The sequence below is a fragment of the Pandoraea captiosa genome (assembly GCF_902459775.1).
Taxonomy (GTDB): domain Bacteria; phylum Pseudomonadota; class Gammaproteobacteria; order Burkholderiales; family Burkholderiaceae; genus Pandoraea; species Pandoraea captiosa.
Genome location: NZ_CABPSQ010000004.1, coordinates 353,626 through 373,683 on the forward strand (window position 1 = coordinate 353,626; position 20,058 = coordinate 373,683).

General features: G+C 61.5%; 24 protein-coding genes and 2 tRNA genes. 11 read left to right on the top strand and 15 right to left on the bottom strand.

Translation table 11 applies throughout. From position 1 onward, the window contains the following. Positions 1-95: 95 nt before the first annotated feature. From PCA31118_RS14995 to PCA31118_RS15005, 3 genes are all read left to right on the top strand, one after another. The gene (locus PCA31118_RS14995; protein WP_150625936.1) at positions 96-1,469 is read left to right on the top strand and encodes a hypothetical protein; all 1,374 of its coding nucleotides are present in this window, start codon (positions 96-98) and stop codon (positions 1,467-1,469) included. A 90-nt stretch (positions 1,470-1,559) separates the two neighbouring features. Continuing rightward, entirely contained in the window at positions 1,560-2,285 is a 726-nt protein-coding gene (locus PCA31118_RS15000) for a (Fe-S)-binding protein (RefSeq protein ID WP_150625937.1), read from the top strand. 94 nt (positions 2,286-2,379) lie between these two features. Then, positions 2,380-3,789, top strand: coding sequence for a lactate utilization protein B (locus tag PCA31118_RS15005; protein ID WP_044455410.1), 1,410 nt, complete (start codon positions 2,380-2,382; stop codon positions 3,787-3,789). A gap of 164 nt (positions 3,790-3,953) precedes the next feature. Here PCA31118_RS15005 and PCA31118_RS15010 read toward each other — a convergent pair whose 3' ends face one another. The 6 genes from PCA31118_RS15010 to PCA31118_RS15035 form a co-directional block, all read right to left on the bottom strand. Then, positions 3,954-4,613, bottom strand: coding sequence for an amino acid ABC transporter permease (locus PCA31118_RS15010; protein ID WP_150625938.1), 660 nt, complete (start codon positions 4,611-4,613; stop codon positions 3,954-3,956). 164 nt (positions 4,614-4,777) lie between these two features. Further along, entirely contained in the window at positions 4,778-5,575 is a 798-nt protein-coding gene (locus tag PCA31118_RS15015; protein WP_150625939.1) for a transporter substrate-binding domain-containing protein, read from the bottom strand. A gap of 50 nt (positions 5,576-5,625) precedes the next feature. Next, positions 5,626-6,654 (bottom strand): quinone-dependent dihydroorotate dehydrogenase, encoded by a 1,029-nt coding sequence (locus PCA31118_RS15020; RefSeq protein ID WP_150625940.1) that lies wholly within the window; start codon positions 6,652-6,654, stop codon positions 5,626-5,628. Between the two features lie 164 nt (positions 6,655-6,818). After that, positions 6,819-7,607: an arginyltransferase gene (locus tag PCA31118_RS15025; RefSeq protein ID WP_150625941.1), complete on the bottom strand. Its 789-nt coding sequence runs from the start codon at positions 7,605-7,607 to the stop codon at positions 6,819-6,821. Further along, positions 7,604-8,368, bottom strand: coding sequence for a leucyl/phenylalanyl-tRNA--protein transferase (aat, locus tag PCA31118_RS15030; RefSeq protein ID WP_150625942.1), 765 nt, complete (start codon positions 8,366-8,368; stop codon positions 7,604-7,606). The genes PCA31118_RS15025 and aat overlap by 4 nt, the downstream gene beginning before the upstream one ends. A gap of 104 nt (positions 8,369-8,472) precedes the next feature. Beyond that, positions 8,473-9,090, bottom strand: a complete 618-nt coding sequence (locus PCA31118_RS15035) for an NUDIX hydrolase (RefSeq protein WP_246190242.1) — start codon at positions 9,088-9,090, stop codon at positions 8,473-8,475. Positions 9,091-9,301: 211 nt separating this feature from the next. On the opposite strand from PCA31118_RS15035, the gene PCA31118_RS15040 reads away from it, so the two are divergent. Both PCA31118_RS15040 and PCA31118_RS15045 read left to right on the top strand, forming a co-directional pair. Further along, positions 9,302-9,378 (top strand) — tRNA-Met (locus tag PCA31118_RS15040). Positions 9,379-9,503: 125 nt separating this feature from the next. Continuing rightward, on the top strand, positions 9,504-9,959 hold the full coding sequence (locus PCA31118_RS15045) for a GNAT family N-acetyltransferase (RefSeq protein WP_150625944.1): 456 nt from the start codon (positions 9,504-9,506) through the stop codon (positions 9,957-9,959). Here the strand turns inward: PCA31118_RS15045 and PCA31118_RS15050 are convergent. Both PCA31118_RS15050 and PCA31118_RS15055 read right to left on the bottom strand, forming a co-directional pair. Then, positions 9,956-10,186, bottom strand: a complete 231-nt coding sequence (locus tag PCA31118_RS15050; protein ID WP_150625945.1) for a tautomerase family protein — start codon at positions 10,184-10,186, stop codon at positions 9,956-9,958. The two genes, PCA31118_RS15045 and PCA31118_RS15050, sit on opposite strands and share 4 nt — an antisense overlap. A gap of 49 nt (positions 10,187-10,235) precedes the next feature. After that, positions 10,236-11,144 (bottom strand): DMT family transporter, encoded by a 909-nt coding sequence (locus PCA31118_RS15055; protein ID WP_150625946.1) that lies wholly within the window; start codon positions 11,142-11,144, stop codon positions 10,236-10,238. A gap of 84 nt (positions 11,145-11,228) precedes the next feature. Between PCA31118_RS15055 and PCA31118_RS15060 the strand changes: the two genes are divergently transcribed. Next, on the top strand, positions 11,229-12,032 hold the full coding sequence (locus tag PCA31118_RS15060; protein WP_150625947.1) for an AraC family transcriptional regulator: 804 nt from the start codon (positions 11,229-11,231) through the stop codon (positions 12,030-12,032). A gap of 138 nt (positions 12,033-12,170) precedes the next feature. Here PCA31118_RS15060 and PCA31118_RS15065 read toward each other — a convergent pair whose 3' ends face one another. Next, a complete protein-coding gene (locus PCA31118_RS15065; protein ID WP_150625948.1) occupies positions 12,171-13,055 on the bottom strand; it encodes an EamA family transporter in 885 nt (294 codons plus the stop codon). Positions 13,056-13,352: 297 nt separating this feature from the next. On the opposite strand from PCA31118_RS15065, the gene dusA reads away from it, so the two are divergent. Next, entirely contained in the window at positions 13,353-14,366 is a 1,014-nt protein-coding gene (dusA, locus tag PCA31118_RS15070) for a tRNA dihydrouridine(20/20a) synthase DusA (RefSeq protein WP_150625949.1), read from the top strand. Positions 14,367-14,602: 236 nt separating this feature from the next. Beyond that, positions 14,603-14,678 (top strand) — tRNA-His (locus PCA31118_RS15075). An 84-nt stretch (positions 14,679-14,762) separates the two neighbouring features. On the opposite strand, the gene PCA31118_RS15080 is transcribed toward PCA31118_RS15075, so the two are convergent. Both PCA31118_RS15080 and PCA31118_RS15085 read right to left on the bottom strand, forming a co-directional pair. Next, entirely contained in the window at positions 14,763-15,755 is a 993-nt protein-coding gene (locus tag PCA31118_RS15080) for a site-specific integrase (protein WP_150625950.1), read from the bottom strand. A 182-nt stretch (positions 15,756-15,937) separates the two neighbouring features. Continuing rightward, positions 15,938-16,168, bottom strand: a complete 231-nt coding sequence (locus PCA31118_RS15085; protein ID WP_150625951.1) for a DUF4224 domain-containing protein — start codon at positions 16,166-16,168, stop codon at positions 15,938-15,940. A 91-nt stretch (positions 16,169-16,259) separates the two neighbouring features. Between PCA31118_RS15085 and PCA31118_RS15090 the strand changes: the two genes are divergently transcribed. Further along, a complete protein-coding gene (locus tag PCA31118_RS15090) occupies positions 16,260-16,493 on the top strand; it encodes a hypothetical protein (RefSeq protein WP_150625952.1) in 234 nt (77 codons plus the stop codon). 35 nt (positions 16,494-16,528) lie between these two features. On the opposite strand, the gene PCA31118_RS15095 is transcribed toward PCA31118_RS15090, so the two are convergent. Further along, a complete protein-coding gene (locus PCA31118_RS15095) occupies positions 16,529-17,338 on the bottom strand; it encodes a DNA adenine methylase (protein WP_246190237.1) in 810 nt (269 codons plus the stop codon). A gap of 53 nt (positions 17,339-17,391) precedes the next feature. Between PCA31118_RS15095 and PCA31118_RS15100 the strand changes: the two genes are divergently transcribed. Further along, on the top strand, positions 17,392-17,649 hold the full coding sequence (locus tag PCA31118_RS15100; RefSeq protein WP_150625954.1) for a hypothetical protein: 258 nt from the start codon (positions 17,392-17,394) through the stop codon (positions 17,647-17,649). On the opposite strand, the gene PCA31118_RS27200 is transcribed toward PCA31118_RS15100, so the two are convergent. Together PCA31118_RS27200 and PCA31118_RS27205 are read right to left on the bottom strand one after the other, a co-directional pair. Further along, positions 17,646-17,951 (bottom strand): ASCH domain-containing protein, encoded by a 306-nt coding sequence (locus tag PCA31118_RS27200; RefSeq protein ID WP_217431270.1) that lies wholly within the window; start codon positions 17,949-17,951, stop codon positions 17,646-17,648. The two genes, PCA31118_RS15100 and PCA31118_RS27200, sit on opposite strands and share 4 nt — an antisense overlap. 3 nt (positions 17,952-17,954) lie before the next feature. Further along, positions 17,955-18,344: a hypothetical protein gene (locus PCA31118_RS27205; RefSeq protein ID WP_217431271.1), complete on the bottom strand. Its 390-nt coding sequence runs from the start codon at positions 18,342-18,344 to the stop codon at positions 17,955-17,957. 34 nt (positions 18,345-18,378) lie between these two features. On the opposite strand from PCA31118_RS27205, the gene PCA31118_RS15110 reads away from it, so the two are divergent. Continuing rightward, positions 18,379-19,020 carry a hypothetical protein gene (locus PCA31118_RS15110; RefSeq protein ID WP_150625955.1) on the top strand — a complete coding sequence of 214 codons (642 nt, stop codon included), beginning with the start codon at positions 18,379-18,381 and terminating at the stop codon, positions 19,018-19,020. On the opposite strand, the gene PCA31118_RS15115 is transcribed toward PCA31118_RS15110, so the two are convergent. Next, positions 18,998-20,026, bottom strand: a complete 1,029-nt coding sequence (locus PCA31118_RS15115) for a hypothetical protein (RefSeq protein ID WP_150625956.1) — start codon at positions 20,024-20,026, stop codon at positions 18,998-19,000. The genes PCA31118_RS15110 and PCA31118_RS15115 overlap by 23 nt on opposite strands. Positions 20,027-20,058: the final 32 nt, after the last annotated feature.

Below are 20,058 nucleotides of genomic sequence, written 5' to 3' on the forward strand. Positions count from 1 at the left end.
AAACCGAGGATTGTTGTCACTTCCACAGAGGGTGCGTCGAAGTCGCAGTATCTGCGGGCCGAAACCGAAAGTGGCCGGAATCGGCGGCCGCTAGCATGCGTCCGTACTTCATCAACGACGCGACGGTCACTCGTCGTAGCGCGAGCGGTCGGCGCGTCTCAACGGAGGTGTTGCGCATGTTCGGGTATGTGTACGCACCGGCGGTTGCGAAATGGCCTGTGAGGCAAAAGCGGGTACAAGTCGACGCCGTCAGTCAGACCGGCACGAAGTTGTCGATCGCCGAAAAACGCGCGGAAATCGCCGGCAGGTTCGCCAGCATCGCGAACGCCAGGTCGCGTCTGGGGATGAGCACCCAGGATATCGGGGACTTGGGGGCGGCGTTCGACAAGTCGTACAGGAAGGCAACGTCCGGCTACTGGAAGGGCGGATTGTGGGATGGCTGCTGGCGCTATCCCTCGTCCATCGGACAACACGGCGCGTACTCGCGGGTGCGTGACCAGCTAGACGTTCGTCATCCGGATCGACTGACGCCGTCCGCCCGCCGGTTCCGGGAAATTCTGGAGCGCTTGAACGAAGTGCTGATCAAGGAGGAGGAGGCGATTGGACATTGCGAACGAATTTGCGATCGCGCCGCGAATCTCGCGCGCGACACGTATGCCAGCCCATCCGACGAGCGGGCGGCGTATGCCGGCGTCAAGGCGGACTGCTCGGCGCTTATCGCGCAGACCAGTCGGTGTCTTGCCGATGCGCGCCGGTCGGTGGGGCTTGCTTCCAAACAGGTCTGGCCTGAAAAGAAGCACTATGGCAAACGATTTTCGCTCTCGGGTGGCCTGTATCTGGCGGCAGCGACTGTTGCGGCACTGGCGCTTGCGAAGGTAGGCCTGGCGATCGCAGTCATCGGATTCGCTGTGACGATGCTCATTCGTATCGTGAGTCTGGGCAGCATTCGCGGCTTCGATCGCGAGCGCGGCTGGAAGGCGACCGAAAGCATGCTGGAGTCGACAAAGCAATGGTTGAGGAATGAGGAGACGGAAATGAGAACCTATCTGGAAGGGATTCAGGCGAGCGCTTCGCAACGTCTGGACGACATGATGTGGGACACGCTGGGCGTGCTCAAGGACGGGCAGCAGGACACGATGCGTCGGCTGGATCAGCTTGAGAGCACCACCGCCCGGCAGTTCGCATCGCTGGAGATGCGGCTGAGCAATCGCATCGGTGGCATCGAGAGCCGATTCGACGGTCTCGACGGACGAATCGATCGGGTGGAAAACCGCCTCGACAGTCTCAGCGAAAAATTCGATGTCATGCGAGCGGACTTGCAGCGGGTCATCGCCGCGCAGGACGCCCATGCTTGCGGCGGGCAGGTCGCGACAGCCGAGGCGGGCGCCTCCCGGTCTGCGAGCCGCCCGCCACCCGAGCGTGCGAACTCTTGGGGCTACTACAGCAAGCATCCGTCGCCGCGGGTGTAAGCGCTCGCGCGATATGCGGGAATCCACGCTGGGCCGGTTCGGCCCAGCGACTTATAATGGCGCATTATTCCCGAAAAGAGGATTCCCCCAATGCGCGTCGGACTGTTTGTCACGTGTCTGATCGACATGATGCGGCCGGAGATTGGCTTTTCCACGCTCAAGCTGCTCGAGACAGCCGGCTGCGAAGTCGTGATTCCCGATTCCCAGACCTGCTGCGGCCAGCCGGGGTACAACTCCGGCGAGCGGGCCATCGCCCGCGATCTCGCGCAGAAGTTTCTCGACGAATTCGAGTCCTTTGATTACGTCGTCGTCCCCTCGGGGTCGTGCGGCGGCATGGTCAAGGCGCATTACGGTGATCTCTTTGCCGATGATCCGGAACTCATGGGGCGCTACGAGCGCCTGCGCCCGCGGGTGTACGAGCTCACCGACTTCCTGGTCAACGTACTGCACATCGACACGGTGCCCGGCGACTACAACGGCGAAGTGACGTATCACGATTCATGCTCCGGCTTGCGTGAGCTTGGCGTCAAGTCGCAACCGCGCGCGCTGCTCGCCAAAATGCCGGGCGTGAAGATGACCGAGATGAAGGACTGCCAGGCGTGTTGCGGCTTTGGCGGCACGTTTGCCCTGAAGTACGGCAACATCTCGACGGCCATCGTCGACGAGAAGTGCGCCAATATCGCGGCAAGCGGCGCCCCGGCCGTCGTGCTCGGCGATCTGGGCTGCATGCTGAACATCGAAGGGCGTCTGCGTCGCACGGGCGACACCAAAACGCGCGTGCTCCACATTGCACAGGTGCTCGCCGGCGATGCGTAAGCGCGGCGCCATGCGTGCGGTTCTCCCGATCATTCGATCCGCGCACGTGCTCGACTTCACGTGCCCGGTCAGTTCCCACCTCTGGTGAGTTGCGATGCAAGTTCAATCGATGCAATTCAAGGCGCGCGCCGGGCAGAAGCTCGCGGACCAGCGCCTGCAGGCCAACCTCAAGAAGCTCTCCACCAAGTTCGTGACGGCGCGCGCCGCCGCCATCGAGGAAATCGACTTCGAGGCCACGCGCGAGGCGCTCAAGGAGCGTCGCAATCGCGGCATCGAAAATCTCGACGTGTGGTTGGAGATCTTCGAGCGCGAAGCCACCCGACGCGGCGCGACGGTACTCTTCGCCGAGTCTACGCAGGACGCGGCACGCCTCATCGCGGAGATTGCGCGCAAGCACGACGTGAAGAAGGTGATCAAGTCGAAGTCGATGGTCACCGAAGAACTGCAACTCAACAAGGTGCTCGCCGACATGGGCGTGCAGTCCGTGGAAACGGACCTTGGCGAGTACATTCTTCAGATCAATGACAACGAACCGCCGTCGCACATCATTGCGCCGGTCGTGCACAAGGACAAGGACGAGGTCGCCGACCTGTTCGCGCGCGTGCATCAGAAGCCGCGTCTGACGGAGATTCCGTTGATGACGCGCGAGGCGCGCGAGATGCTCCGCCCGCAATTCCTGTCGGCCGACATGGGGGTGACCGGGGGCAACTTCCTCGTGGCCGAGACGGGGTCGGTCGCGGTGGTGACCAACGAAGGCAACGAGGGCATGTGCACGATCATGCCGCGCGTGCACGTGGCGGTGACGGGCATCGAGAAAGTATTGCCCACGCTCGAAGATCTGGCCACGGCCATGCGTTTGCTGCCGCGCTCGGCGACGGGGCAGGGCACGTCGAACTATTTCTCGCTGCTCACCGGCACTCGCGCCGAAGGGGAAGTCGACGGTCCCGATCACATGTATTTCGTGCTGGTCGATGGTGGCCGCTCGGGCCTCATTGGCGGCGCGTTCCAGGAGATGCTGCGTTGCATTCGTTGCGGTGCCTGCATGAACCACTGCCCGGTGTACCAGAAGATCGGCGGGCATGCGTATGGGTGGGTGTATCCGGGGCCAATGGGCTCGGTTCTCACCCCAAGCTATGTGGGGTTGGAGAAGACGCTTGATCTGCCGCAGGCCGCCACGTTGTGCGGTGAGTGCAATCGCGTATGCCCGGTGGGAATTCCTATTTCCGACTTGCTGCGCAAGCTGCGCGAGCGTCAGGTGGATCGGGGGCTGCGGCCATGGCAGGAGCGTGCGGCATTGGCCGCGTGGGCATTTGCCGCTCGACGTCCGCGACTGTACGCGGCGCTCTCCGGCCTTGGCTCGTGGGCACTCAAGCGCATGGGGCGCGATCGCGGCAGTATCTCGAAGCTCCCCTTTGCCGGCGGCTGGACCGATACGCGAGAGATGCCGGCACCGAGCGGTAAGACGTTCCGTGCCATGTATCGTGAGCGTCGCGCACCGCGATAATTCATGCGTCCGGCGGGTGTGCCTGACGCATCGGTCGCCCAGGTCGCCCCGTCGAATGAAAAAAGCTGGCCTCCCTTCGGAGCGCCAGCTTTTTTTGCGTCCGCAGCGTAGCTGCCTTAGCTGTCTTGGCGGTCTAAACCGTCTTCATGATCCCTCGGCGGCGCTCAGGTGCGCGCGGGCAACGCGAGGCGCTTTTCGATACGTCGTTGCAGCGCTGACAATCCTGTCGACAGGACCCAGTAAATGGCCGCACACGCGAGGTACAGCGGCAAGGGCTGATACGTCGAGGCGATCACCTCCTGTGCAGAGCGCAACAGCTCCGTTACCGTGATGACCGAGACGAGCGACGTGTCCTTGATGAGGCTGATCAGGCTGTTGCCAAGGCTTGGCACGGCGATTCGCAGCGCCTGCGGCGCAATGATGTAACGCAACGTTTGCCAGTACGACAACCCCAGGCTGTACGCGGCCAGCCACTGGCCGCGCGGCATGCCTTCGAGCGCGCCACGCATGCTCTCGGACAAATAGGCGCCGACGTTCAGGCTGAGCGTGAGCACGCCGGCTGGTGTGGGTTCGAGCGAAATGCCGATCCCGGGCAGGCCGTAATAGACCACGAAGATCTGCACCAGCAGCGGGGTCCCGCGCATGATGCTGACGTAGGCCCGCGCAATGGCGCGCAGCACTCGCACCTTGCCGATGCCCATGACCGCGACAACAATGCCGATCGCCAGGCCGAACACCATCGACATCAAGGCAAACTTGATCGTGAGCACGGTGCCCTGCAACAGCACTGGCAAGGACTGGGCAGCAAGTTCGAATGGATTCATGGGGGGATGTCTGATGAAGTGTCGTGAAGCAGAAAGACGACGGCCGGCATCCGCGAAATGGGCGAGATGCCGGCCGGGGTGACGGCTTCGCGACCCGATGCCGTGCGACCTGCATGAAGTCGTGCGGCCGGTACGCGAAGCACGTCGTTACGCGGCTTGCGTATTTACTGCGCGGGCTTGGACGTGTCCTTGCCGAACCACTTCTGCGCGAGCTTGGCGAGCGAGCCGTCCTGCTTCATGCCCGTCAGTGCGTCGTCGATGGCCTTGGCGAACTTCGGGTTGCCCTTGCGGAACGGAATGCCGACCGCCTGATTGGTGCCGGGAAGCACTGCCCCGGCTTCGAGCGGCAGCTTCGCATTTTCAAGCAGGTACGCCATCATCAACTGGTCGTTGAGCGCCGCGTCGACACGGCCGGCGGCGAGGTCGGCGAGATATTCGGGTGCGCCCGGATAGGTCCGCACGTCGATCCCCGGCACGGCCTTGGCCATCTTGTCGTAGTTGCTACCCAGGCTCACGCCAAGCTTGTGGCCCTTGAGCGCGTCGAGCGTCTTGAACTCGCGCTTGTCGTCCTTGCGACGAATCAATTGCGCCGCCGAATATGTGTACGGCTCACTGAAGTCGAGCGACTTCTTGCGCTCGTCGGTGATGGCGACCTGATTGACGATGACGTCGAACTTGCCGGCCTGAAGCCCGCCGATGATGCCGCTCCATTCGGTGGTGACGAACTGCGGCTTCACGCCGAGGCGTTGGACGACGGCCTTGGCGACATCGACGTCAAAGCCGTCGAGCTGTCCGGACTTGTCGCGATAGTTGAACGGCGGGTAGGTGCCTTCGATGCCGATCTTCAGGACGCCCGCAGACTTCACGGTGTCGAGCAGGTCGGCCGCGCGGGCGGGGGAGGTGCCGATCAGTGCGGCGGCAGCCAGCGGAACGAGGCAGAGCGTCTTGAGCCAGGATTTCATGATGTCTGGTTTTTCCCTGTGTCGATGAATGGGACGCGGCGCCGGATCGGTCAGACCTTGCGCAGCGCTTGCACGCATTCTCGCACCAGCTCGGGGCCGCGGTAAATCAGGCCGCTGTACACCTGGACCAGACTGGCGCCGGCATCGAGCTTGGCCTGCGCGTCGGCACCCGAGAGGATGCCGCCTACGCCGATGATCGGCAGGGCGCCGCCCAGCTCGGTGGCGAGCGCGCGAATCACGCGGTTCGACGCATCGAACACCGGGCGTCCCGACAGGCCCCCGGTTTCGCTGGCGTAGGGCAGGCCGGCAACGGCTTCACGCGAGAGCGTGGTGTTCGTGGCGATCACCCCATCGAACCCGTGACGCGTGAGCGTGCCGGCGATCACCTTGATCTGTTCGTCGTCGAGATCCGGTGCGATCTTCAGCGCGATCGGTACGTATTTGCCATGGCGATCGGACAGCGCACGCTGCTTGTCCTTGAGCTTGCCGAGCAGGGCGTCGAGCTCGTCGCCGCCCTGCAGTTGACGCAGGTTCTTGGTATTGGGGGACGAGATGTTGACCGTCACGTACGTGGCGTACGGGTAGACCTTTTCGAGGCAGATCAGGTAGTCGTCGACCGCGCGCTCGATCGGCGTGTCGGCGTTCTTGCCGATGTTCAGGCCCAGCGGCCCTTTGTAGCGGGCCGATTGCACGTTTTGCAGGAACTGCTCCACGCCGCCGTTGTTAAAGCCCATCCGGTTGATGATCGCTTCGGCTTGCGGCAGACGGAAAATGCGCGGTTTCGGATTGCCGGTCTGCGGGCGCGGCGTGACCGTTCCCACTTCCACGAAACCGAAGCCAAGCGCTGCGAGGCCGTCGATGCAGCTGCCGTCCTTGTCCAGACCCGCTGCGAGACCGACCGGATTCGGGAAGCGGATGCCCATGACCGTGCGCGGATCTTCGGGCAGCGTCTGACCGACGAGACCGGCCAGACCGAGCGAGGCGGCGCCGCGCAGCGTGGCCAGTGTCAGGTGGTGGGCTTGTTCGGCATCAAGACAGAACAGGGCGCGGCGAGCCAGAGGGTAGAGAGGCGCAAGCACGATGTCGGGTTCGGCAGAATCGGAAAGTCGCCATTTTACCGGTATCCCGGGGCCGGAGCGTGTCTTTTTCTACGCTCTGCGTACTCTCGTTCGCGGGATGTTTAGCGTGCAGATGAACGCGATGCGCACTGTCGGCGGTTCGTACGCTCGACAGTGCGCCGTGACTACGGCTGAGGTGCCTGACCGGCGGTATCGAGCATGGCCTCGGGCATGTCCTGCCATTGGCCGTCGATCAGGCCCTGCAACGGGCGGAAATTCGCCTTGTAGACCATCTTGCGGCTTTGCTGGATCCAGTAGCCGAGGTAGACGTGCGGCAAGCCGAGTGCGCGCGCCTGCTCGACCTGCCAAAGAATGTTGTACGTGCCGTAGGACGCCCCTTCGACATCCGGATCGAAGAACGTGTAGACCGATGACAGACCGTCGCTGAGGATGTCGACCATGCTGATCATGCGAAGCGTGCCTGCGCCTTGATGCCCCGGCGGCTCGCGAAACTCCACGAGGCGCGAGTTCACACGACTTTGCAGCAGGAACTGCTCGTACTGTTCGCGACTGTCGTGATCCATGCCGCCGCCCGCGTGGCGCCGCGACTGATAGCGCATGTAGAGCTGATAGTGCTCTTCGGTGTAATGCAGGCCCGAGACGTTTACGGCGAGCGACGCGTGGCGCTTCCAGATACGTCGCTGTGTGCGGTTGGGGACGAAGCGCTCGATCGGCACGCGCACCGGAACGCAGGCCCGGCAGCCGTCGCAATAGGGACGGTACGTGAATACGCCGCTGCGGCGAAACCCGGAGCGCACGAGTTCGCTGTAGACGTCCGAATTGATCAGGTGGCTGGGCGTGGCGACCTGCGAGCGTGCCGTGTGGTTGTCCAGATAGCTGCAGGGATAGGGCGCCGTTGCGTAGAACTGAAGGGCGGACAGCGGAGAGAGCGGCAGTTCGTTCGGATGGGTCACTGCGAAACCTCGTGAGCCTTGTCTGCTGCGTTACCGTAGGCCAGTGCGCTGAGCGTCTGCTTGTCCAGACGCCAGACCGGCGCGGGGGCCATGACCGCCTTTTTCACGTGCGCCAGAAAGGTCTCGCGGGGAATTTCGCCCCCGCCAAGTGACGCCAGGTGAGCGGTACTTTGCTGGCAGTCTATCACCTCTATTGCGTGCGTGCGTGCAAACGCGACGAGCGCCGCGAGCGCAATTTTGGAGGCGTCGGTGCGCTTGGCAAACATCGATTCGCCGTAAAACATGCGCCCGAGCGCCACGCCATAAAGACCGCCGACGCGCTCCCCTTCGTAGAACGTCTCCACGCTGTGTGCGAGACCGGCGTCGTGAAGGGCTCGGTAGGCAGCGACGATGGCGGGGGTGATCCATGTGCCGTCCTGCCCCCGGCGCGGTGCCTGCGCGCACTCGCGCATGACGGCGGGGAAATCGGCATTGAGGCGAATTTCCCAGGCGTCTTCCCGAATCACGCGGCGCAGTAGTTTGCGGAAGTTGTGGCTGACGACGAAGTTCTCGGAGCGCAGCACCATACGCGGATCGGGACTCCACCAGAGCACCGGCTGGCCTTGCGAGTACCAGGGGAAGATGCCTTGCCGATAAGCGGCGAGCAGTCGTTGCGGCGAGAGGTCGAGTCCGGCGGCGAGCAACCCGGGCGCGTCGCTCGACGCGTCGAGTGCCTCGTCAACCGAGGGGAAGGGATCGTTTGCTTCGAGCCAGACGACCATGGCGACGTTAGCGTGGCGGGATTTGCGCCGACTTCACGGCAATACCGGTAATACCGGGGAACGCGACGAGGTCGATGCGCATGGCGACGCGAGCGCCCACGCGTTCAGACACGCAGCATCGGCGTGAGAATGTCCTCGGTGTGCGCCGTGTGGACGGGCAACGACGGGACAGGCGCGCCTGGCACCGCGGCGTCGGGCGTGGAGGTTTCGAGGTGAACGCCGAACGCGCCTGCACGGCGATCTTCGAAAAAATATCGCAGCGTCTTGGCAACGGTCGGGAACGCAATGTCGTCCCATGGAATTTCGTCTTCCGAGAACAGAGCCACTTCGAGACTCTCTTCGCCGGCGGCAAATTGCGGCTCTCGCATTTGTGCCAGATAGAAGATGTGGACCTGATTGACGTGCGGCACATTGAGCAGCGAGAACAGTGCGCCGACATCCACGATGGCGCCGGCTTCTTCCAATGTTTCGCGTGCGGCGGCTTGCGACGTCGTCTCCCCGATTTCCATGAATCCGGCCGGCAGTGTCCAGTACCCCAGCCGCGGCTCGATGGCGCGCTTGCAAAGCAACACCTGATCGCCCCAGACGGGCACCGTGCCGAGCACGTTGCGCGGGTTCTGATAGTGGATGGTGCCGCAATGGGTGCACACATGCCGTTCTCGGTTGTCACCGGGCGGAATGCGCAGCTCGACCGGATGGCCGCAGGCGGAACAGAATTGGATGGGAGGACGTCGGTTCATGGTTGCTGCGAGTGTATCATCGGCAACGCGCGCTGTGCGGCGACGCACACTGGGTGCCGGGATAACCCGCGTGTCCGGGCGAGCCGTTGAGCCGCATGGCGGTTTCCTTCGACAAGCGAAGGCGCGCCGGGAAAATATTCGGCCTGCCATGTTGCACTGCGATGGCAATTGTCATATAATCTAATTCTTCAGACGCGGGGTGGAGCAGTCTGGCAGCTCGTCGGGCTCATAACCCGAAGGTCACAGGTTCAAATCCTGTCCCCGCAACCAAATTCGAAAGCCTGATTTCTCCGAGAAATCAGGCTTTTTGCGTTTCTGTCACTGCTCAATGTGGTGAAAGTCGTTGATGGTGTGCAAAGGTGTGCAAACCATCAATCTCCAGCCATGAGGTCTGCATGTCCGGCATCTTTATCGCGCATGAAAACGAATTCGACGCCATCACCGAACTTTGGGAGGCCTCCGTGCGTGCAACGCACGACTTCCTGAGCGACGACGATATTGCCTGGCTGCGTCCGCGCATTCGCGATGACTATCTGCATGCGGTGACGTTGCGCGTATTCCGCGACGACGCTGGCGTCATTCGCGGGTTCCTCGGGGTGTCGCCGGGCAATGTGGAGATGTTGTTCGTGGCGCCCGAAGCGCGACGCCAGGGGATCGGCGCTGCACTGCTGGCTTACGCCGTGCGCGAGCTCGATTGCACGAGTGTCGACGTCAACGAGCAGAATCCGCAGGCGCTGGCCTTTTACCGGCGCGAGGGATTCGAAGTGATCGGCCGCTCGGAAATCGACGCGCAGGGGCGTCCATTCCCGATATTGCACATGCGTCTCGCAACGGCAAAGGCTGCCCCCTAACGCGGGCAGTATCCCGGCTTCTTATAAAGGTAGCCCTTCTTTTCCTCGATCTCGGGGCGATAGACGGCGTCGTACCAGAGCATGGGCGACACATCCTGCACCGCAATGGATATCGCATTGGCTTCGACGCCCAGCACCGCCTGCAATGTCTCGGTGATTCTATCGGCCAGATCCTGCTTCTGATGTTCGCTACGGCCTTCGGATAACTTCACGATGACGTGCTGCATGGTTACTCCTGTCGCTGATGGGTATCGGTGAAAGTTCAGGTGAAAGTTCTCATCCCTCGGCGGGCGCCACGGCCGGACGTTGCGGCATGTGGCGTGTGCGCGTCTGACTCAGTGCCACGCCGAAAATCGTCAGCCCGCCGCCGACCAGGTGATAGCCATGCAACGTCTCGCGCAGCAGCAGCGCTGCGGCCAATGCGGTGGCGATTGGTATGAGGTTCATGAAGATGCTCGCGCGGTTCGCGCCCAGGTGGCTCACCGACAGCATCCAGGCATAGGGCGCCACGATCGATCCCGGAATCGCCGCGTAAAGCACCATCGCAATGTTCGACGCGGAATATGTCATCGCCGGTTCGAGCAACATTCCCGGCAACAGAAAAATCAACGCGAACGCCATTTGCACGTAAATCGACGTGAACGTCGGCAATGCACTCGCCCAGCGCTTGAGCAGCACGCCGTACGCCGCGACGGACAGTGCCGCGACCAGCATCATGGCGTCGCCGCGTCCGACACCCTGCGATAGCAGCGCGCGGGGATCTCCTTTGCCGATGACAAGCACAATGCCCGCGAACGAGATGGCGACGCCCAGCATGGCGCGTCGTGACGGCAGGTCGCGAAACAGTGCGACACCGATCAGGAGCGTGAGCAGCGGCACGAGCGACAACAGAATCCCGATGTTCGTGGCCGAGGTGAAGCTCGCAGCGTAGTACGCGAGGCCCTGGCAGGTGGCCATGCCAAGCAGGCCGAGCAGCGCGAGCCGGGGAAGTTGCGTACGGATCGTCGCGCGATATTGCCAGACACGCTTCGCGACGAAAGGCGTCAGAACGAGAAAAGCAATCAACCACCTGTCGAACGCAATGGTGCCGGGCGGAATCGCGCCGGCCGCGAGCTTGCCGACGATCGCGTTGCCCGCCCAGATGCTCACGGCCAGCAGGCACAGAAAGAGATAACCGGGATTCATTCGAAAGCCTCAAATGCGAAATGGCACAGTGAGGCTAGAATAGCGAATATCTTTTTTTCGTTATATAACGACTTTCAGACAAACATGGATCAAACCGGACAGGACCGACAAGCGGCCTGGAGTCAGCTGAGCGGTGTGTTGCCAGACCCGGCGCCTTTGACGTTCCGGACTGCGACCTTCGAGGGCGGGCAGGTGTTCGAGCCAAGATGCCAGCCATGGGGAAAAGTCGGGTTTGCGCTGACCGGGGTGATGGAGGTGATTGTGGAGGGGAAGCACTTTCTTTCGCCGCCGCACTACGCGACCTGGATACCGGCGCAGGCGTCTCATCGTTGTCACAATCGGCAGAGCGTCAGGTTCGTCACGATCTACATCGATCGCGACTGGTGTCGCGACATGCCGGAGACGGCGTGTACGTTGGCGCTCAGCCCGTTGATCCGTGCGATCTTTGCGGACTTTCTGTCTCGTGACGTGATGACGCCGCAGGGCGAAGACGATTTGCGTCTCGCACGAGTGCTGATGGATCAGCTGCGCAAGGCGCCGCGCCGCGACAGTTATTTGCCCTTGTCGGACGATCCGCTGGTGCGGCCGATCACGGACGCGCTGCAAAGCCACCCGAGCGACCGGCGCTCGCTTGCCGACTGGGCAGAAAGTCTGGGCGCAACCGAACGCACTGTGTCGCGGCGCTTTCAGTCGAGCATGGGGATATCGTTCAACGAGTGGCGGCAGCGACTCAAACTCGTGATCGCGTTGTCGCAGATCGAAGAGGGGAAGCCGGTGCAGCGTATTGCGGACGATTTGGGATACAGCACGCCGTCCGCCTTCATTGCGATGTTTCGGCGTCAGACCGGCACTAGTCCGTCGTTCATCGCGACGCAAGACTGGGGGTAAAGCGGTGGCGACGCTGCTGCGCTGGTCCATGCTTCCGGCGTCGGATTTGTAGGCCCAAATGCAGGCCCAAATGCAGGCCCAAATGCAGGCCTAAATGCAGGGCCGCACGCAGGCTCAAATACAGGCTCACATGCCGGTTTAACGCGCCGAAGGCAGCAGACGTTGCTTGATGCGCGCGCCGAAAACGTTGATGACGAGGCCTGCCATGACGAGCGCGGCCCCGGCGATTTGCGCCGAAGTGAGTTGTTCGTCGAGCAGCAGGGCGGCGGATGCCAGACCGATGATGGGCACGAGCAATGAAAATGGCGCGACCTGACTGGCGGGGTAGCGTGTCATCAAGCGTCCCCAGAGCGAGTAGCCAACGAGTGTTGCGATGAACGCGAGATAGGCAATCGCGAAGACCGAGGATGCGGGGATGTGCGAGAGCGAGGCGGCAATCTGTTGCGGGCCTTCGAACCAGTAGGACAGCAATGCAAAGGGAATTGGGGGAATCAGGCTGGCCCAGACAACGAGCCCGACCAGATCGACGTTGCCGATCTTTTTCGTGACGATGTTGCCCGTCGCCCAGCTAAGCGAAGCGCACAACGTCAGCACGAAGCCGATCAGCGTCATGTCGCCGCCGCCCTGCATGCCAATGACGGTCAGACCTGCCGCTGCGATCAACAGACCGACGATGTTTTGCGCGCGGAAGCGCTCGCCGAGGCACATCACGGCTAGCCCCAACGTGAAGAAGGCTTGTGCTTGCAGCACCAGCGACGCCAGTCCGGCGGGCATGCCCACGTACATCGCGGTAAAGAGCAGCGCGAATTGTCCGAACGAAATCGTCGCGCCGTAGGCGATGAGCCATTTCAGTGGCACTTGGGGGCGCTTGACGAAGAACACGGCGGGGAAGGCGGCGAGCAGAAATCGCAGTGCGCCCAGGAGCATGGGCGGCACCCCGTGCAGGCCGACCTTGATGACAACGAAGTTCACGCCCCAGGCGAGTACCACGATAAGTGCCTGCAAGAGGTCCTTCGGTGTCATGCGGGCATCTCCTTGGGCGGTATTAGTTAATTTGTTATCGACGCAAGCCGAGAGTGTACTCCCGGCGCGTCGACATGTCGTGCTGAGAAACTGTCCGGTGCTCGTCCTGAGGGTGCTCGTCCTGTGGGCGCGCCGAGCCGTGGTCTCGGTCCCCCGGCTTCGGCGGTCGAGGATGGCATGACGTATACTTTGGGTTTCGTATATCAAACGACGCCGTCTCTAATCGCCCAACGGGTCTGTGCTGACCGGTTGTGGATGCGTTGGCGAGACGGCGTTTGTAGTATCTGAGGAATTTGCATGACTTTGCCTGCCCGCCGCGTCAGTGTGGCGCCGATGATGGATTGGACGGACCGCCATTGCCGGGTCTTCCATCGTCAGCTTTCACGTCATACCTGGCTATACACCGAGATGGTGACGACCGGCGCCCTGCTGCATGGCGATGTTGCCCGTCATCTCGACTTCGATGCGGTAGAGCATCCGGTTGCGTTGCAACTGGGCGGCAGTGAGCCGCAGGACCTGGCGCGCGCGGCCAAACTGGGCGAGCAGTGGGGGTACGATGAGATCAACCTCAACTGCGGTTGTCCGTCGGAGCGTGTGCAGCGGGGGGCGTTCGGCGCTTGCCTGATGGCGGAGCCGGGTTTGGTAGCGGATTGTGTCAAGGCGATGCGCGACGTGGTGCAGGTGCCGGTGACGGTCAAGCATCGCATTGGTATCGACGACGTCGAGTCGTTCTCGTTCGTGGAAGACTTCGTTGGCAAAATTGCTGAGGCCGGATGTTCAACCTTTATCGTGCATGCGCGCAATGCGATCCTGAAAGGGTTGAGTCCGAAAGAAAATCGCGAGATTCCACCGCTGAAATACGACTACGCGTATCGGCTCAAACAAGTATTCCCTCACCTCGAGATTCTGATTAACGGTGGCGTGAAGACGCTCGATGAGGTTGAACTGCATCTTCAGCATGTGGACGGCGTGATGCTGGGGCGCGAGGCATATCACAATCCGTATGTGCTCGCGGAGGTGGACGCGCGTTTTTACGGTGACACGGCGCCGGTGAAGTCTCGTGAAGCGGTTGAGGACGCACTGATCGAATACGCGGCGTCGCAGGTCGAGCGCGGTCAATATCTCGGTGCGATCACACGTCACGCGCTCGGACTGTATCGTGGCGTGCCGGGCGCACGCGGTTGGCGTCGCGTGCTATCGGATCCGAAGCGCCTCAAGGCCGGCGTAAGCGCATTCGAAGAAGCGCGGGCGCAACTCCGTGCTGGGGCTTTCAGTGAGCATGAGGATGCGGCGTCGATGGCTGCGGCATGATCAGGTCCGTGCGACGCGTTGATTGGCGCCGTCTTCACGGACGGCTTGCCATCGACGCCGAAACGGCAGCCTCCGGCGCCGAGCGTTCGCCGCGCGAGATGACGATGTTGCGCATCGAACGCGCACGGAAGAGAAGAAATATTTCGAAGAAGTGAAAAAAGTGTTGGCAACGCGATAAAAACGTCGCTATAATCTTGTTTCTGTTCAGCGAGCAAGTCAAGGCGCTGATCACGGCGGTGGCCGTAGCTCAGTTGGTAGAGTCCTGGATTGTGATTCCAGTCGTCGTGGGTTCGAGTCCCATCGGTCACCCCAAAATTCCCTTGTAGTTCAAAGCGTTACACGCGCACCTTACGTTCCACTAAGCGAAATTCGGAACGAAAATCCCAAATTCGGAATTCACTCTGTAGCGTCAGCGACCTTTGTCTTGCGTCGATCGTAGTGTCGATGTGTCGTCGATGGGCTCGTGTGAGCGGCGAAATCGTACGCATCTGCAGCGCGCTGTTCTAGCTTCGAGGTGATGGCAGCGGGGCGGATGTCGAGCAACGAAAAGTACTCCGGATGCTTCGTGAGTTGAAGTTCCAAGTCGGCCACAGCTTCGCCTCTTCGCTGAGCTGCCTCGCGCGCCTTCTTCGCCTCGAATTCTTCGGCGATCGCGGCGTCCTTCTCGCCGATGTACGTGTACATCGCGTCCTGCCAAACCGAGTTCCAGCCGCTCTTCGTGTACGGCCGTCCCCTGCGATTCGGGAACAGAAACACGCTCGCGACTTTTCGTCCGCGCTTCGCGCGCTCGACAACCACGCGAAGGCGTGGGGACCATTTCCTCAATTTGCGAGTTTCCGATTCGCCCATCTTCCGCTTCGCGCTGACGACCATCACGCCGTCGTCGCTCAGCCCTGACATGTGATACGGGCGCACCTCTGCGGCGCGGAAGCCGGTCAAGTACGTGAACATGCCGGCCACACCCATCGTACGAAAGGCCTGCTCCTGCTTTACCGACCACAGGTAGAAACGAATCACCTGGCTGCGCACGACGTCGCGGACGACGGTGTCGGCTTTGTTCAACATGAGGTTACGGAACGGGTGGACGCGGATCAGCCCCCAGCGAATCCCGTAGTTGCAGATCGTCGACATGAGGGCCATTTCCTTGTTCGCCCCCTTAGGGGCGCCGGACCTTGCTCGTGCGTCGAGATACTGATAGCCGTGGACTGGCTCCAACGCTGCGGGCTGCATGCGTCCGAAGAATGCCGTGAGCCGTTCATATGTCCCTTTGCGCACGGCGATACCGGCCTTCGACTGGTCGGCGTAATGAGTGGGGTCGATCTCGGTGCGGAAGCGGTCGATCATGTCGCCAACCGAATCAGCGATGATCTGCCCTGCAATGATGTCCATCGCGCGGCGCTGACTCACCGCCGCGGCGCGCGCGATTTCTGCCCGGTCACCACGCGGCGCGCTCGCGATTGTTTCCCGGCGCCCGTCCGGGTATTTGTACCAGAAGGTGACCTTTCGGACGCCGAACCTCTTGTAAAGGCGCGGGGTACCGGTGGGCTCGTCGGTGACAGGGGGGGCTGCTCTTACGCGAAGGCTTGGAGGTTCGGCGTTGCGTCATATTTGTTAGTGCTGCTGTTGTTCTCAGTGATGCCCATTTTCTTGTCGCGGTAGGCGCGCGCCACTTTCGGCTGCCCATGGCTGTCGACCACGTACCGCCAGCGGTTGGCGTCGAGCCACTTCATCATTGCCGAACGCTGGTTCGGCTTGCAGCCGATGAGGTCGGCCAGCTCCTGCATGGAGAGGTAGTCGTTCATATCCCGATTCCCCAATCTCTCGCGGTGACCCGCGGTATTTCGTTCGTACTATCATGGTTGCTCGGCCACTCTCGGACGTCGCCCCCCCCACATGCCATCTCTCAACTCCGTGTATCGCGAGTGCACCGTCGACATTGAGATCGTCGATAGCGCTGCTACTTGGGACGTGACGATCAAGGTCACGCCGTTTGATGGCGTCGAGCTGATCGAGCCGTTTGGCACGCGCGAGATGAAGCTGGCGAAGTCCGAGTCGCTCGACGAGATACAAGGTGCGCTTCGCGAAGAGGTTAGGCCGGCGATCGATCACCGGCTGGTCGCCTGCTGAATCGGTCAGTGCTTCGGCCATGCCCCGATGGGTGGTCATGCCACCTCCATAAGCAGGTCGGCATGTGGCACGTTCGGCGAAAGCCAAAGCACCTCGGTGCGCGCGCCGGAACCGCGATTGGCCGCAATCTGAGCCTTGGATTCGACTCTTCGCCAACCAGCGAGCCGTTCGTCATAGGCTTGGTGCGGATAGCCGCTCAGGATCACCATGCGATCCAGCTCGAGTAAAGCGTCGAGCAAGGCGACATGCTGCTTGTCGTCCATCTCGTGGCGGTAGCAGGCGGACGCCATCTTCCGCGTGCCGTGTACGTAAGGCGGATCCACGTAGAAAAGCGTGTGCGGTGTGTCGTGATCGCGTAGTACCTGAAGCGCTGGCCGGTTCTCGATGAGAACGCCCTGCAACCGCAGACCAAACGCGCGCAGCCCGTCCGGGACTTGTGACCAAACCTGCATCGCCGTTCCGTAGTTGCGCTTCGAGTCGATGCGAAAGCCTGTGGTGCCCTTCGTGGCCCCGGCGGAGCCGAAACCCATTTCGGCGCGGATGAATGTGCGCCGCGCGCGCTCGACCGGTTCATCTGTAATTTCCCATGCGATGTCGAACTCTTCACGGGCGTAAGGCGTGAACGCGAGTACCTCGGCAAGCGCTTCACGGGTCGTCGAGTCCTTGAGAACGCGCATGACGTTCACCATGTCACCGTCAAGATCGTTGTAGACCTCGCCATGGCTGCGCGGCTTCTTCATGAGGACCGAAGCGGCACCACCGAACGGCTCGACATAGACCTTGTGCTGTGGAAACTGGGCGATGATCCAGTCGGCCAAACGCCATTTGCCGCCGTGGTATCGCATGATGGGGCGAGTCGGCGCTATCATGTTAGGTTTCCTATACAAAGAGACTGAAAATGCCGAAACTAGATTCGTTCACGTGCAACGAGAAGCAATTCGAGGTGCACTACATCGAAGTGGGCTTGTCAGCGCATGGCATTGGGATTTCACCGCAAGTTCGCCGCGTCGGGACAGGGGCTTGGAGGAGCATTGGGCCGTCAAGCGCGGTTTATGCGGGTAAGGCGGAAGCATTTGAGGCAACAATCGAATTCGTGAAGAACGAAATTTTCTTTTGGGACGAATGGGAAGCACGAGCTAACGCCCCGGCAAACTAACGTCGTCGGGTTAGGTCGCCGATGCGCTTGAATTCAACAACCCACACCCACGGGGTGGCGTTCCACGAGCCAGGGCCGTTGATCTGGCTCCACAGGTTGAGGAACCACGATTTCGGATCGAGCGGGTTCGGGTTCTTGCCGTCATCGGCCATAGGGCCCCACCCTTCAGCACGGGCGTCGTCGTAGCTGATGGCCTGCAGTCGCTCGACGCGGACGCCGGTGATTTCGAGAGTTATGCGCGAAGCCCAGCGCGGCATGTGAAGCGACGGCACGCTGTTGCCCTTGATTGCGGATTGCGGCATGTACTAGCCCGCAGGAATGTCGTGGCCAGAGAGGAACTGACCGTCGCCACCCGCGACGTAGTCGACCCAGATATCGTCGTAGTCACAGGCGTTGATGCCACGCGAGTGCGACACTTGCGGCCGCCATGTCTCGCGCACCCATAAGCGATCGCCGGGTTGCCCGCAAGGGCACATCGCAAGGATCTGCTCTTTGCCGTTAGGCCAGAGCGTTCCACTGTCTGGGCCGGTAGGCAGATACCACGACGGGAAGATGCCGCACACGTCTCCGTAGACCGTCTGCGGCTTCATCATTCGCCGCGTCTGCGTCTTCGAGCCGTCGAGGATTGCGCGCACCATCGGCGCGCTGAAAAGGATAGGGCGCTCGCGCGCCGGTGGAGGGGCGTCATGGCTCATGCTAGGATTCCAGAAAAGCAAACTCGGGGATTGAATGGACGCGTTTAAGGATCTCGCGAAGGCGTTGGGTGTTGTCTTGATAGTTGCAGCGACTCTCATACTCGCCGTCTACCTCGGCATGAAGCTGGAAGCCGAAATGGGGGACGCAGGCAAATCCCTTTCCAGTTGGGTTCAGGCTGTCGGGTCAATTGCCGCGATCTTGGGGGCCGTTTACGTGACTCGGATGCAGATGGATCACTCCGATAGAAATCGGCGGGCGGCTATTGTCGCTATTGCCGAAGCGGCTATGCGACGAGTGAACGAGGTTCATAACCTGATGTGGACGAGCGACCCGCGTGACGCCCTATTCACTAAGTTTCCGTCGTGGAGATTGGATCGCATCATCTCTGCTTTTGACGCGGCACCAGTTCATGAGATTCAGTCTGGAGAGGGCGTAGTTGCGTTTTTGGCGATTCGCGAACACCTGGTGCTCCTACAAAAGGCAGTGAAAGAGAGTACCGACGGGCCGGACAAGCATCCAGATTTTGCTGATAACCTTCGGGAGCTATTGGATGACGATGACTTGACGGGGTACCAGGAGCAGTTTGCTCGTTGCACGGCAGTGCTGAGATCGAACGTTATGACGCAAACCGGCGTAATCCGAAAGCACTACGCTACTCTCGAAGGGTGCTTGTAGCCGCCCGCTTCGTCGACTTGGCGGCGATGGCGGCGATTGCGGCGATACGTTCGTCGTCGGGTGGCAAATGCTGGAAGTCGATAGTCGGTCGACGCAGCGGGTCGATCATGCTGCACGGCCACATCTTGTCGGTATCGCGCTTGCAGATGCGTTCGGCTTCTTCGTGGGTGTACTTGCCCGCCTCGTCAATCCGAGTCACATAGCCGCGAAAGTCCTTACCCCACCACGTAGGGCAGTTGCCCACGAACGATCGAGTGTCTTGGACGTAGTAGAGATTCGCGCCGCCATCTTCGGCGTTCGCGAGCACAGCGTAGAGTGCTTCAGGTTCATATCTGCACGTATAGTCGAACTCATGGTTCGGCCATTCGTTCCACGCATCGCATGCGTCGCAGTTATCCCCGTCATGCTCGGGGTGCTCGACGCAAGATTTCGGGCGTTGCTCGACGTTGCACTTGACCGTCTTGTGGGTGACGATCCCGGAAACCACGCTGTCGACCTCTTCGCTCCAGCCGTCATCGAGATAGCCACTGATGGCAGACTTGTGCGCGGCAGCGCGCTCGGCGTCTGTGCCGTATTCCTCGTAACCGCCTTCGTTGTCGTACACAAAGTACCGCACCGCCTTTCGCCCTGCGCTCTGTGCGGCCGGCGTGGCGGCGGTTCCAGGTGCAGGAGGAAGCGGCATCCAGTGAGTCGGCGTGATGCGCCAGCATTCTTCGATCTCCTCGCACGTTTCGAACCAGCCGGCATCAACGCCGTCGGGTTCTTCCCAGTAGCGGGCGATGTACTCGATGGACATCCACTGGCCGCGAACGGTGCGCCAATTTCCGTGGGAGTTCGGACAGCCGAGCAGCAGCGTGCGGCAATCCTTGGGTGCCCTCTCAATCGGCTGCCACTGGCTCGCATCAAACGGTACGGCATTGAGGTCTGGCGTGCGGAGCGTCTCCACCACAGACGGCGGCGCTGGCTGGGTATTCAGCCCTTCAGGGCGGGGTTCGTAGGGGCTCATGCTAGGATTGGTCGAGCGCATGTCCATGGAGA

Excerpts from the sequence above, each read along its gene's own strand:
- PCA31118_RS15055 (WP_150625946.1), bottom strand. The coding sequence starts at position 11,144 with ATGAATCCCGGTTATCTCTTTCTGTGCCTGCTGGCCGTGAGCATCTGG.
- PCA31118_RS15065 (WP_150625948.1), bottom strand. The coding sequence starts at position 13,055 with ATGACACCGAAGGACCTCTTGCAGGCACTTATCGTGGTACTCGCCTGG.
- PCA31118_RS15050 (WP_150625945.1), bottom strand. The coding sequence starts at position 10,186 with ATGCAGCACGTCATCGTGAAGTTATCCGAAGGCCGTAGCGAACATCAG.
- PCA31118_RS15085 (WP_150625951.1), bottom strand. The coding sequence starts at position 16,168 with ATGAACGACTACCTCTCCATGCAGGAGCTGGCCGACCTCATCGGCTGC.
- PCA31118_RS15060 (WP_150625947.1), top strand. The coding sequence starts at position 11,229 with ATGGATCAAACCGGACAGGACCGACAAGCGGCCTGGAGTCAGCTGAGC.
- PCA31118_RS15010 (WP_150625938.1), bottom strand. The coding sequence starts at position 4,613 with ATGAATCCATTCGAACTTGCTGCCCAGTCCTTGCCAGTGCTGTTGCAG.
- PCA31118_RS15000 (WP_150625937.1), top strand. The coding sequence starts at position 1,560 with ATGCGCGTCGGACTGTTTGTCACGTGTCTGATCGACATGATGCGGCCG.
- PCA31118_RS14995 (WP_150625936.1), top strand. The coding sequence starts at position 96 with ATGCGTCCGTACTTCATCAACGACGCGACGGTCACTCGTCGTAGCGCG.
- PCA31118_RS27200 (WP_217431270.1), bottom strand. The coding sequence starts at position 17,951 with ATGCCGCAATCCGCAATCAAGGGCAACAGCGTGCCGTCGCTTCACATG.
- PCA31118_RS15100 (WP_150625954.1), top strand. The coding sequence starts at position 17,392 with ATGCCGAAACTAGATTCGTTCACGTGCAACGAGAAGCAATTCGAGGTG.
- PCA31118_RS15045 (WP_150625944.1), top strand. The coding sequence starts at position 9,504 with ATGTCCGGCATCTTTATCGCGCATGAAAACGAATTCGACGCCATCACC.
- PCA31118_RS15110 (WP_150625955.1), top strand. The coding sequence starts at position 18,379 with ATGGACGCGTTTAAGGATCTCGCGAAGGCGTTGGGTGTTGTCTTGATA.
- dusA (WP_150625949.1), top strand. The coding sequence starts at position 13,353 with ATGACTTTGCCTGCCCGCCGCGTCAGTGTGGCGCCGATGATGGATTGG.
- PCA31118_RS15115 (WP_150625956.1), bottom strand. The coding sequence starts at position 20,026 with ATGAGCCCCTACGAACCCCGCCCTGAAGGGCTGAATACCCAGCCAGCG.
- aat (WP_150625942.1), bottom strand. The coding sequence starts at position 8,368 with ATGGTCGTCTGGCTCGAAGCAAACGATCCCTTCCCCTCGGTTGACGAG.
- PCA31118_RS15090 (WP_150625952.1), top strand. The coding sequence starts at position 16,260 with ATGCCATCTCTCAACTCCGTGTATCGCGAGTGCACCGTCGACATTGAG.
- PCA31118_RS27205 (WP_217431271.1), bottom strand. The coding sequence starts at position 18,344 with ATGAGCCATGACGCCCCTCCACCGGCGCGCGAGCGCCCTATCCTTTTC.
- PCA31118_RS15005 (WP_044455410.1), top strand. The coding sequence starts at position 2,380 with ATGCAAGTTCAATCGATGCAATTCAAGGCGCGCGCCGGGCAGAAGCTC.
- PCA31118_RS15080 (WP_150625950.1), bottom strand. The coding sequence starts at position 15,755 with ATGGACATCATTGCAGGGCAGATCATCGCTGATTCGGTTGGCGACATG.
- PCA31118_RS15095 (WP_246190237.1), bottom strand. The coding sequence starts at position 17,338 with ATGCGATACCACGGCGGCAAATGGCGTTTGGCCGACTGGATCATCGCC.
- PCA31118_RS15015 (WP_150625939.1), bottom strand. The coding sequence starts at position 5,575 with ATGAAATCCTGGCTCAAGACGCTCTGCCTCGTTCCGCTGGCTGCCGCC.